General features: G+C 57.3%; 12 protein-coding genes. 7 read left to right on the forward strand and 5 right to left on the reverse strand.

Features of this window, described 5'->3' with window-relative positions; all coding sequences use genetic code 11:
- Positions 1-227: 227 nt before the first annotated feature.
- Positions 228-1256, forward strand: coding sequence for a site-specific integrase (locus tag ACB037_RS09430; RefSeq protein ID WP_041215162.1), 1029 nt, complete (start codon positions 228-230; stop codon positions 1254-1256).
- A gap of 163 nt (positions 1257-1419) precedes the next feature.
- Positions 1420-1704 carry a RepB family protein gene (locus ACB037_RS09435; protein ID WP_041215903.1) on the forward strand — a complete coding sequence of 95 codons (285 nt, stop codon included), beginning with the start codon at positions 1420-1422 and terminating at the stop codon, positions 1702-1704.
- Between the two features lie 233 nt (positions 1705-1937).
- Here the strand turns inward: ACB037_RS09435 and rsmF are convergent, their stop codons facing one another.
- The 4 genes from rsmF to ACB037_RS09455 form a co-directional block, all read right to left on the reverse strand.
- On the reverse strand, positions 1938-3368 hold the full coding sequence (gene rsmF / locus ACB037_RS09440) for a 16S rRNA (cytosine(1407)-C(5))-methyltransferase RsmF (RefSeq protein ID WP_371175258.1): 1431 nt from the start codon (positions 3366-3368) through the stop codon (positions 1938-1940).
- A gap of 129 nt (positions 3369-3497) precedes the next feature.
- Complete coding sequence (locus tag ACB037_RS09445; RefSeq protein WP_041205787.1) at positions 3498-6050, reverse strand: MlaD family protein; 2553 nt, start codon at positions 6048-6050, stop codon at positions 3498-3500.
- A gap of 51 nt (positions 6051-6101) precedes the next feature.
- Complete coding sequence (locus ACB037_RS09450) at positions 6102-6710, reverse strand: paraquat-inducible protein A (protein WP_010674753.1); 609 nt, start codon at positions 6708-6710, stop codon at positions 6102-6104.
- Positions 6688-7332, reverse strand: a complete 645-nt coding sequence (locus tag ACB037_RS09455) for a paraquat-inducible protein A (protein WP_010674754.1) — start codon at positions 7330-7332, stop codon at positions 6688-6690. The genes ACB037_RS09450 and ACB037_RS09455 overlap by 23 nt, the downstream gene beginning before the upstream one ends.
- Positions 7333-7552: 220 nt before the next feature.
- Here ACB037_RS09455 and ACB037_RS09460 point away from each other — a divergent pair, with 220 nt between their 5' ends.
- Positions 7553-7858, forward strand: a complete 306-nt coding sequence (locus ACB037_RS09460) for a YebG family protein (RefSeq protein WP_039041159.1) — start codon at positions 7553-7555, stop codon at positions 7856-7858.
- 280 nt (positions 7859-8138) lie between these two features.
- Entirely contained in the window at positions 8139-9434 is a 1296-nt protein-coding gene (locus ACB037_RS09465) for a site-specific integrase (RefSeq protein WP_336573609.1), read from the forward strand.
- A 261-nt stretch (positions 9435-9695) separates the two neighbouring features.
- On the opposite strand, the gene ACB037_RS09470 is transcribed toward ACB037_RS09465, so the two are convergent.
- Positions 9696-10136, reverse strand: a complete 441-nt coding sequence (locus ACB037_RS09470; RefSeq protein WP_371175251.1) for a helix-turn-helix domain-containing protein — start codon at positions 10134-10136, stop codon at positions 9696-9698.
- A 16-nt stretch (positions 10137-10152) separates the two neighbouring features.
- On the opposite strand from ACB037_RS09470, the gene ACB037_RS09475 reads away from it, so the two are divergent.
- From ACB037_RS09475 to ACB037_RS09485, 3 genes are all read left to right on the forward strand, one after another.
- On the forward strand, positions 10153-10389 hold the full coding sequence (locus ACB037_RS09475; protein WP_301482405.1) for a hypothetical protein: 237 nt from the start codon (positions 10153-10155) through the stop codon (positions 10387-10389).
- Positions 10376-11821: a replication initiation factor domain-containing protein gene (locus ACB037_RS09480; protein WP_371175252.1), complete on the forward strand. Its 1446-nt coding sequence runs from the start codon at positions 10376-10378 to the stop codon at positions 11819-11821. Before ACB037_RS09475 ends, ACB037_RS09480 begins: the two co-directional genes overlap by 14 nt.
- A 27-nt stretch (positions 11822-11848) precedes the next feature.
- Positions 11849-12073 (forward strand): hypothetical protein (locus ACB037_RS09485; RefSeq protein WP_371175253.1); only part of this gene is annotated, 225 nt, incomplete at its 3' end.

Here is a 12073-nt window from a genome sequence, read left to right on the forward strand (position 1 = left end):
GCCAAGTTGTTATCTCTCACTTTTTTTGCGGTGGATACTGATGAGATTAAATCCACAATCCTGATAAAACTGAGCAGAGATGACAGGGTACTTGAGAAATAAATGAGGGAGCTGAAATGGGTTAAAAGCACTCTTCCTAAGTATCGATAATATTCATTATCGATACTTGATAGATCTGAATGATCCTGTAAGATCCACCGAAACTCCGCTTTAAATCATAGAGTTAAGTGAACTACCCACGCCTTCAAAACCCAGTTCAGCAATCCTTGCAGAGCGTCTTCGATCCTCAGCTGAACAGCCGGGCAAGACGCTTCCTGCGCAGCGCCAAAGCCGACTCCACCCTCAATGCCTATCAGGCAGATACCCGCATCTTTGTCTCCTGGTGCCAACTTCACGGGCTGGATCCCTTGCAGACGACACACCACGACATCATGAATTTTCTGGCGGATCAGGCCGACGGCATCCTGGCCAACTGGGTCTGGCTCGACAAGGAAGAAGGGAAGGGGGAGCTTCGCAACGGGGAACCTCGCAAACCGGCCACCCTGGTAAGACGGCTTGCCGGCATTCGCTATGCCTTCAAGCAGAAGGGGATCCACCCCATGCCGACCGAGCATGCGGAGATAAAGGAGATGATGCGGGGCATAGTACGGCTCGGTGATAACCGCAAACGCAAAACGGGGGCGCTGACCCTGAAACCATTGGCCTGCGTGCTGGACGAGATAGATACCAGCAACCTGGCGGGACTTCGGGATTACACCCTGTTGCTGCTGATGTTCAGTGGCGCCTTGCGCCGATCGGAAGCGGCCAGGATCGAGGTGAATGACGTGCAGTTTGTGGGGCAGGGGATACGCCTTCGTCTCAAACCAAGCAAACATCAGCTCCATGAATCGGAGATAGCACTCATTCCAGGTACCCGGTATTGCCCGGTCTCTGCACTGCAACAATGGCTGAAAAAAAGCCGGATTGCTGAGGGCCCCCTGTTTCGCCGGATGAATCGCTGGGGACAGCTGATGGCAGACCCCCTGGGGCCGCAAGGTATCAACCTGATGATCAAGCGGCGAACCGGCCAGGCCATCGACGATCTCCACGTCAGTGGCCACAGTTTGCGGCGGGGGTTCATCACCTCGGCGGTGACGGCGGGCAAGCCGATGAACAAGATCATCGAGGTGACCCGACACAAGGACATGCGCACCTTGCAGGAATATTTCGACGATGCCCACAAGTTCTCGGATCACGCCCTGGATGGGTTGTTATAGAAAACCGCGCCTCTCCATTTTTTATGTTAAATGATATCCTGTTGATCTGGTGGTATATTCATGTCGTCCTCCACAGACATCATGACGGTGGGAGAGTCGTAATCCGATTTACTTTCGTAGAAGATGCCAATGAAAAATGAGAGATAACATTCACGATGTAGACATGTCGGAAGGTCACGATAGCCAGGAATTGAAGAAAAGCGCTGCGCAAGAGAATGCCGAACGGCAGCGCCAGCACGTGAAGCGCAAGCAGGAAACCCACAGCCGGTTGCAATGCTGGATAAGCAATCGTCATGCAGAGCGGTTGGCCATGCTGGGGCAACAACTGGAAGACAGTCAGGCCTCCATCATCGAGCAGGCAATCGATCTGCTCTATCAGCACGAACTGCAACAAACGACCAACGCGCAGCAGAGCGATGTCCCCGAGTCGGCAGACATGCTCGAATAGACGATGGTATCGTGCCGGCGTGATTGAAAAAGGAAGACAAAAAAAGCCAGGTACGAATTCCTTGTACCTGGCATAGGGGAATTGGCTCCTTGCAGAGCCGTGCGCTAACTGGTATGCGGATAGCCTTAAGCTTAGACAAGGCTCTAGGCATTTCAAGAACCGGGTAAAAGTTCAACCAGAGTGGGGGTTTTTCAGACTCGAACAGGCGCTATTTTTGCTCGAGCGACCCACTCTCACGCATTGAACAGGTTGTTGTCCCGTACCAGCTCCCGGGGCAGGGCATTCTTGATGCGACTCCCCACCCATTTCCCCATGCCGAGCGGGTGCCCCTGGTAACGAACGATCACTTCCCCAGTCCCGGCATCCTGCTCTGGCCAGACATCTCGTCCCATCATGAATTCACGGGCATTGGCGGCATCCAGCTCGACGCATCCCTTGCTCGCCTCATGGCCGTAAGCCAGAGCCCATTCATGGGTCAATCGATATCCCTTCTTGAAGGTCTCAGCCAGCTTGATGCCGATGCGATCGAAGCGCAGCTTCCCCTGTACCTGCTCGAAGGCGTGAGGGAAGAGCCAGATCTCGTCATTGCGGCCAAACAGTTGGCCATGGGGCACGATGCCAAAATTCCCTTCAATCTCCCTCAGCATGGGGCCGGCCTCTTTCTCTGGCAGCGGCGAGAAGGGGAACTTGCCGAGCTTGCCCGGTTTGAACATGGTGTTGGGTACGGAGTGATGCTTGCGTAACCGGGCGACGAAAAAGCCTTCACTGTCGAAGATCTGGGGCCAGACATGCAGGTATCCCTCCGGTGTACAGGCTTTCTCCGCTCCCGGAAAGAGATCGGCCAACGAGTCAAAGCTGAAGGCATCACCGAACTTCTCCTGCAGTGACTGACAGACGTCCTGGTTCTCTTGCAGGCTCAGGGTGCAGGTGGAGTAGACCAGCACACCGCCGGGTTTGAGGGCGTGAAAAGCGCTCTCCAGCAGGCCACGCTGCACCGCGGCGATCTCCTCGATGCTCTCCAGGCTCCAGTTGCGCAGCGCGTCTTCATCTTTTCGCACTGTGCCTTCCCCGGAGCAGGGGGCGTCGAGCAGGATGGCGTCGAAGGTTTCCGGCAGCCATTGGCCAAAGACCTTGGCATCGAAATGGGTCATGCCGACGTTGGTCACACCGCAGCGCTGGATATTGGCGCTCAGCACTTTCAGCCTGCTGCTGGAAAACTCGTTGGCGATCAGCATGCCGCGGTTTTCCATCAGCGCCGCGATCTGGGTAGTCTTGGAGCCAGGGGCGGCGGCCGCGTCCAGCCACATGCCATCCCCTCTGGTTTGCTCACTGGCAAAGAGCGCCGTCACCGGCAACATGGAGCTCGCTTCCTGAATATAGAAGAGGCCGCACAGATGCTCGGCCGTGTTGCCAAGGGGGATGCTCTCATCACTGCGGATGAGCCAGAAGCCGGCTGCACACCAGGGCACGGGATCCAGCTGCCAGCCAAGCGGCGCCATACGGGCGACAAACTCGGATACCGTGATCTTGAGGGTGTTGACCCTGATGCTGCGCCGCAGCGGCTGCCGGCAACTCGCCACGAATGCCTCCATGGAGAGATGGGATGGCATGAACTCCGCAATGTGACGCAGGAAGTGATCGGGGAGGTAGGTGTTGTCGTGCACGGCGCAATCTCGCTGACCCAAAATGAGGGGCGACATCTTACCACAGTGCGCGGCCCTTCTTGATGGGGGAGTCCATGAGGCCATAAAAAAACCGGCACAAGGCCGGTTTTTGACGAACAGGGGAATAACTCAGGGCAAGATGCGGGGGCTCCACTCCAGCCACTCTTTCTCTGCCTTGGCATGAAGCGGATAACGATGGCCCGCCTTGACGGTCGCGCCCATTTCCCGCTCCGGCGTATTGAAGGCAATCCCGCCTGCCAGCAGGCTTTGCACCGTTTCGACCTCGATGGTGCCACCGGTCAGCCCGATATCGGCCTTGACCCCGGAGACATTCCAGAAGCGGCTATTGGCGCGTATCAGATGGGCGTACTGTCCATCCACATTCACATCGATCAGTACCTCGCTGCCATCCCGGGCCAGGGTCACGCCGGTGACGCTGCCCACGACCATCTTGCGAAACAGCAGGGGGCTGCCCACGCTGATGCCATCGACGGAGGGGCTCTTGAGGGTCAGGGCAAGACCGGCGGGGCCACTCTGGCTCAAGGGGAAGGTCTCCTTGCCAGCCCCCCGGCCCGGTGTCGCCTCCACAAAGGCCCCCTTGATCAGGGTATCGAGGTGGGCAACCCCCCCCAGCCCGACCTTGGCCTGCACCAGGGCATAGCGTGCCCCGGATTGCAGGAAACGCGCGGCATATTGCTCATTCAGCTCGGCCTTGAAGCTTACCTGGCCCAGGGTCGGGTCCAGTTCCACCTGCTCTACTTTGCCGATGTCCACTCCGCGATAGCGGATGGGGCTGCCAACCCCGAGACCCGGATTGTGATCCGCCGTGAGCGTGAGGGTACGCACCTGGGAGCTTGCCTGCTCCTTGCTGTCAAAGAGCTGATGACTGCTGCGACCTGTCCCCAGCTTGTCGAATTCGATGGCACCACGCAGCAGGGTGGCGAGGTTCCCCATCTTGACCTGCACGCCATCGAGCCGGATCTTGCCGTCGATGGCGGCCTTCTTCCAGAACTGGGGTTGCTGCTTGAGCAAAGGAGCATAGATGGCATCGATCTCCAGGGTGATGGCCACACCGCGATCATCGGCATCCAGCGCCTTGACCTTGCCCGCTTCCAGTCCCAGGTAGAGGACGGGGGAGCCCACACCGATACCATCAGCCTGAGCGGCACGCAGCGTCCAGCTGACCGCTTTGGCATGGCGGCTCCCAAGCAGGGCTAGCTCCTGGCTGGGGTAGAGGCGGTCAATCCTGTCACCCTTCGCAGCCTGTACCAGCTTGATGCCCCCCGCCAACCAGGCACTGGCCGGGCTGGTCTCCACCTTGATACCGCTGAGATCCGCCTCCACCTGCAAGGGGGCGGCGCGATAGAAGCGAGCCCGTTGCAGCAGATGGCGATAACGCTCGTTCACCAGCAACTCGACACTGGCATTGCCGCCGGCATCCAGGGTCAGTGCCCCGAGCTGACCTATCTGCAACCCCTTGAACCAGAGCGGAGCCCCTTCGCTCAAACCGGCGAGATCCTCTGCCTGCAGGGTCAGCTTGATGCCGCCGCGCTGTGCCTGGCTCTCCAGGGTCATGGTGTTGACCCGTTTACCGGGTTCATAGTCCAGGCGAATGGCGGGCCCGGCCAGCAGGCGATCCGCATGCTTGATCCCGGCAGGGGAGAGAGAGACCGTCTCCCACACCAGACGACTCTTGCCGGTCACCCGGAACGCCTGTTCGGGGTTGATGAGGGCCGTCACGCTCCGCCCCTGTTCGGTGAGGCGAATGGGGTCGACTCGTCCAATCTCGATGCCCTCATAGAGGATGGGCATCCCTTCCTTGATGGGCAGAGTCCCCGCCTGGATGGTGATGCGCTCACCCCGGGCGGCCTCGGCCAGCCCCTTGTAGAGGATGAAGTTGACCCCCTTTTGCGCCACGGGGGAATCCTTGGGGGAGTCAAACGCAATGCCGCCGCTCAGGATGGAGGTTAGGCTGCCCGCCTCCACACTGACGCCAGCCAGGCTGAAGGAGCCCTTGATGCCGCTGATGTTCCAGAAGCGGGTATCCGCCTTGACGAGGTGCTCGAAGCGCGGCTCGATCACCAGATCCAGGATCACGTTCTGGTTCTCTTCCCCAAGACGGGTGTTGATGACACTGCCCACCTCCAGCCCGCGGAAATAGATCTTGGCGCCGATGCCCACCGACCCCAGAGAATCGGCTGTCAAGTGCAGGGTTCGCCCCTGGGCCTGATAACCGGGGGGAGGGCCATCCAGGGCATCGAACTCATCCTCCAGCGGGTTGTTCTCCCGTCCGGGTTGCAGGTTGATGTAGTTGCCTGACACCAGGGTGTCCAGGCCGGAGATCTCGGTCAGTGACGCTTTCGGACTCACCAGCCAGAAGTCGGAGCCCTTGCGTATGAGGGAGCGGGCACGGCTGTCCACCTTGGCCAGCACCGCAATCTTGCGACCATCCTGTGCCAGTTCCAGCTCCTGGACCACGCCGATGGCGACCCCCTGATAGCGCAACTGGGTCTTGCCCGGCAAGATACCGTTGCCCTGGGCAAAGTTGATGCGAATGAGTTGACCACTGCTCGTCCACTGCTGGTAGAGAAAGCCTCCCGCCAGCAAGAGGGCGATGAAGGGCAGCAACCAGACCGGTGATAACCAGCGGTGCTTCTCAATGACGGGCTCAGCCCCGACCATACCGACTCCTTACATTGGCTGTGATGCACAGCGCGTTCGACACAAAAAACATTAACGGGCCGCCTTGTCCCACAACAGGCGGGTATCGAGCATCCTGGCCGACATCATGGTGAGCACCACCACGCCGGCGAACGCCGTCGCCCCGGGGCCGGCACGCACGTTGAGCAGCACGCCGCGATCCACCAGGGCCACCATCAGCGAGATGACGAACAGGTCCAGCATGGACCAGCGTCCGATGAAATCGATGATGCGGTACATGACGAGCTGGCGTTTGCGGCGCACGGGCTTGCTGCGCTGCAACTGCCAGCAGATCCAGCCAAGACCCAGGATCTTGCCGATGGGCACGATGATGCTCGCGGTGAGCACTATGGTGGCGATGCCGGACATCTTGCTGCGATAGAGCGCCATGATACCGCTGAAAATGGTATCGGACTGCAATAATCCCTTGTTGTAGAAGTGGGTGATGGGCAGCAGGTTTGCAGGCAACAACATGAAGGTGGCCAGCGCCAGCAGGCCCCATGACCAGGCGAGGGAATGGGGAATGCGCATCTGCAAGGGGGTGTGACAACGAGGGCAGCTCATGCCATGTTGATGGCGCACCAGCAACCCGCAGGTATGGCAGCGGCAAAGCCCCAGTTCACGGGCGCTGATCGGGGACATGGTCCGGCTCCCGGGAGGCATGTTGCAGCGGAATCCGCTCCCAGTAAGGGGCAGGATCAAAGAGGATCAGCAGCGTCATGTTGAGCAGCATCAGGCAACCCAGGCTCAGCAGACCGCCTCCCAGGCGCACGTCGGCGATGTCGATAAGTTTGAACAGGGCGACCAGCAGGCTGACGATGTACACCTCCAGCATGGCCCAGTGGCGAAATACCTCGACCGCTTTGAGGGTCCACGCCAGCAGATGCCAGCGCTTGGCCAGGCCGGAGGCGAGGGCAAAGATCCCGAGCAGCAGCCCTGTCGGCGCCAGCACGGCGCACCAGAGCACCAGTGTTGCCACCCAGAGCTCGCTCTCGGCATACAGCATCATAATTCCCTTGATCAGGTTGGCGTCCGAGTTCACACCCGCCAGACGAAGATAGATCAAAGGCTCAAAAAACGCGGAAGGCAGCAACAGGAATCCGGTGATGGTCAGCGCCATCAACTGGGAAGGGCGAAAGGCATAACGCCCATACAGATGCTGATGACAGCGGGGGCAATGGGCGTGACGGCGCAGCGGCAGCAACTTGCGTTCGATCAGCAAGTCACAGGCCGGACAGACAATCACCGAGTGCGGATCCGACATACGATTCAACCTGTTGAAGGAATTGATGAAATTTACCTTAAAACGCCTGCCCTGTCTTGCCGCGCAGCACAGCCCCCTTTGAAAAGACGTGTTTTCCGCTGTGAACTGGCCGCCGCCAGCCAAGCAGGGGCTGGCGATGCATGCCGACATGCTGAGGGTATTTGCAATACTGTATATACGTACATATACTTGCAATCACAATCATCAGGAGGGCGCCGCGATGGCCGTTGAGATCAAGTATGTTGTGGTACGTGGGGGAGTGGAGAAGATGACCTTTGCCAGCAAGAAAGAGGCGGATGCCTATGACAAACTGCTGGACACCGCCGATGAGCTGATGACACTGCTGGCGGGTGCGCCGGTCGCGCTTGCACCGGAGCAGCAGGAGAGTCTGGCCTTTTATCTGGCCGAGCAGCGGGATCAGTTGCAGCAGGTATTGCGCGGTGGAAAAGGGCAGGGGAATCCCCCCAAAGAAGACAAGCTGGATACTGAACTGCCAAAGGGGAAGCCCCTGAAGAGCGTGGCTTGAGACGAAAGGGCGGGGAAGGGGATGTGAGGCAGAAGCCGCTCTCTCATTCATGAAAAGTGCAACTTAAGTCATTATCACGACTCTTTTCCCCGAGAATTTTCCAACCAGACTGCATATTCATTGAATATGCCGATTGCTCGTGATCATGGGGTATCACAGCAAGGTGCCTCAGATCGTTGCCCCCAAGGCGCACTGCAAGCCCTGATGCCGATAACCCCATTTATCGGCATCAGGGGGTTGCGGCCCCGTTCAAAACATTCAACCGACATCACACACCATCATGACTCATCCAGCACTTCCACCCGCCATGCCACTGTTCGATAGCGTGGACCACCTTGAGGCGGGCAATCCCCAGGTCAACCAGTACCTCGCCACCCTGAGTCTTGGCAAGGTCCCCGACGCGGGGATCGTGTATGAGCTGGCCGTCGACTGGCTGCTGGAGCAGCGCCACAGCGAAAACAACTACAAGACCTATCGCAGTGAGCTGACCACTTTTTTGCACTGGTGTTTTTGCGAGGTGGCCATCAGCCCCAGGGATCTCACCAGGCGCATCATGATGCGCTATCTCGACTATTGCCAGGCGCCACCGTCCGGACTGATTGCCTATCGCAACGTCGCCCAGTTCGTGCTCGACAAGGAGTGGGGGGAACGGTTGCCAAACCCCCTGTGGCGTCCGTTTCTTGGCAAGCGGGAACTGGGCCGGGAGCTGCCGTATCGACTGAGTGAGCAGGCGATGAAGACAAAACTCGCCATTTTGTCCGCCTTCTTCCAGTTTCTCATCCAGGAGGAGTACATGGATCGCAATCCGGCTCTCCTGCTGCAGCGGGTTAAACGTGCGGGCCCCCAGGAGGCTGGTGAAGACGCGCAATCCTTCACCGAACTGCAATGGTCCTATGTGATGCAAGCCGCCGAACAGCTCGCTGCCGAATGCCCGGCACAACATGAGCGCAGCCGCTTTCTCATCTGTCTGATGTATGCCTGTTATCTGCGGATTTCCGAGGTGGCGGCCAGGCCGGGTTTCAGCCCCGTCATGGGCCAGTTTCGACGTGACGCCAAAACGGGCGTCTGGGGTTATGACATTCCCCGCAGCAAAGGCGGTAAACGTCGCACCGTGGCCGTTTCTCAGGCTCTGCTCGAAGCCCTGGCTCGCTATCGTACCTTTCTTGGACTTTCGCCACTGCCGGCCCCCGGAGAGCAAACCCCGCTGTTCGTACGCCACAAGGCGGCAGCCCATGGCCGCGAACAAGGCGAACTCAATGCCAATCTGGGTATCCGCCAGCTACGAGACCTGGTAATGGCGGTATTTGAACAGGCCGCAAGCCTTGCCGAACAAGACGGTTTTGCTCAGGATGCCGCTGAAATGCGAACCCTGACGCCGCACTCCATTCGCCACACCGGTATCACCCATGACATCAATCTGCACGGCCGGCCTTTATCCCACGTACAAGCCGATGCGGGACATGACAGCATCGACACCACCTCCAAGTACCTGCACACCGGCAACCGGGAACGTCACGAGAGTGCCAGCCGCAAGCCGCTGGACCACTTGCTCGACCAGGACCGAACATATGATTGATAACCAGTGGTGAACAAATAAAGCTGCACTCATAACCAAGATGTTGGACCTAAAGGCAATCCTTGATTGACCATGCCCTGGGACTCATAAATCCGACACTGCGCATAATGCCAGTGGTTATGTTGAAGACTCGGCCCCCTGCCACAATTGAGCAGGGCAGGGGGCTTCGAGGAAGGAAGGAGGTGGGACAGCTCGCTGGCATCATCCTGACGCCCCGAGAATGTTTAATATAACTCGTGTTATGCGAGGGCAGGCGGCTGATCAGTCGCCTAGCTTCTCAGTGTGAGAAATCAGCATCCAGCCTCTGATCAGTTTTCTGATAGCTGCCTTGTCTTCATCTGGCAGTTCTTCCATGGCCTGTGACAGATAGGTCATAGATTCCGCAGTCTCCCCAAATACGATTTCATCCAGGGATACCCCAAGCGCGGTAGCGATTGGGATGATCGTCTTTATCAGCGGGTTGTCCTGCTCTCCGCTTTCCAGCCTTGAGAGCTGTGATTTCGAGATTCCACACCGTTCCGCCAGCTCCTGCTGGTTCATCCCAGCTTTCCTACGGATGCGTTTTATATTGTCGCCTACATGTGTCATTTCGTGACCTCTTGGTGCATACCTGCTGATTTTAACCCACACCGTTGCATTCATGCGGACTCGGTTGTATGCTCGCTTCCCATAGGTTGGATGCATGCGTATTAATTGACGCATCAATGGGAGCTACAGGGTGACTGCTTTTTCATCGGTGGTTAGGCCGGAAAGGAATGTCTATTGGCAGGATGAGCCCACGGGCGACATCTCCGCCTCTATTGCTGGGCAAGTCGAGTTCTTCCGCGACCTTGCCGAGCTGGCTTGTTATCTCTCACACACTTACCCAGATTTCGATTTCGTACCCGTTGAGGTGACTGAAGACACCTGGCGCGGCTTCTATGACCAGGGAGTCTTTTTCGATGACTGGTCATAATCCCAAAGTCAAAATCGATTTCTTGTCCTTTACCTTCACGCCGGAACCGCTCAAGCGGATTACTGAGCTGGCAAAACAGGGCGCTTTGCTCAAGGCTATTCCGTGCTTTGATATCAAGTCCTCTGTCTTGTCTGCTGCTATGCCTGCGCCTGCTGTTGATGGCCTGATTTATCGTCGGCCAGTGCCGACAGTGTCAGCACCGGAAACCAGAGCCCAAGCAACCGAACAACGGTTGAGGGCTGTGGCCTATCCAGAGCCCCTTTATGTTCAAGCCGAGCCGGATGTGCCCTCCGTGGTCACGCCATCTATGACGCAAGCCATGGAAACCGTATTGGCGTCCCAGTACAAGGATCGCGCCGATATTCACCGCGAGTTGAAAGCGGTGTGCTCCAGTTTGCTCGACTTCTCCGAGTTTGAGGTGAATCCATCGGGCAAATATTGGGAGGCTTACAACGACTTGATCCACTCTTACGGCGTGCAGTTCCTTGACTCGCTCTGTTGTTCAGAGCTGGAGATTTTCATTGATGAGCTTAATCACCAGATTGATGTGCCGATTCCTGCGCCTCGCTTTGCTTTCCGCCATCGTCGCGGGGGTCTCCACGGGTATAGCTATAGCGGTGACTTACTTGTTGATGGAATTGTTTGTGGCCTTGTCGCTTGGGGATCTGCCAATCACGGTTGCATGGTTTCGTTTACCGGAGCAGGGTGTGATGGACTGGACTTTCACAGTCTTCATCGTGTCATTTCTGGGGTACCTGGCGTTCGTATCACTCGGGTTGATCTGGCCCTGGATGATTACTCAGGCTCGGTTATATCGTATCTCCGCGCGGTTGAGGCGGCGGAGTTAGGCAATTTCCATCCGGCCAGAGGTATGGCCCCCAAGTGGATGGCCATCCAGGCAGGGGAGTTTATTCCAGAGGTTCACAACGCCATGGCCAAGCGCTTTGGCATGATTGCTTCCTCTGGCTGTTCCTTCTATATCGGCTCTCGCATTAATGGAAAGTGTGCCCGCATCTATGAGAAGGGAAAGCAAATGGAGTCGGCAGAGTTCCCAAACTGGGTACGTGCCGAAGGCGAGTTGCATAGTAAAGACCGGATAATCCCGCTAGACGTCCTGGTAAATCCAGACCCTTATTTTGCAGGAATGTATCCCCAGTTTTCAAAATGGCTTACTGAGATTGTCCAGGAAGAGATAGAACCTGCCCGCATCACTACGTTCAAGAATAAATTTAAAACCTGCCGCGATAATGCGGTTATGAATATGTCCAGGATGGCGGGTCGCCTTGTTAATTGGTTAGCAAAAGTCGAGGGCTTATCGCCTGATAAGATTGTTAACCAATTAACTGCGCACCTGGGAGAAAACGATATTCCTGCGCGATTAATGTTGCCGCTCCCTCCTGAATTGGACGAGCTGCCTGTATTTTCGACCTAACCAAGGTTCTTCAACGAGGTAATAACTATGTCTATTCTGTCTGGTGTTCTGGTCACTCGCGTGACTCATGGCTACGGTGTTTCTCGCAAGTCTGGCGCTCCGGTGCCTTACGACTTTGCCCAGGTCGAATATCTGGCTCCGGCAAACAACGTCAACAAGCCGGAGTGCAATATCAACTCCTGGGGCTATGAGGTTCGCCAGTTGTCCCTGCGCAATGATGCGCCGACTATCAAGGAAATGGCTGATTGCCCC

Source organism: Aeromonas sp. S19(2024) (assembly GCF_041402625.1).
Taxonomy (GTDB): Bacteria; Pseudomonadota; Gammaproteobacteria; order Enterobacterales; family Aeromonadaceae; genus Aeromonas; species Aeromonas caviae.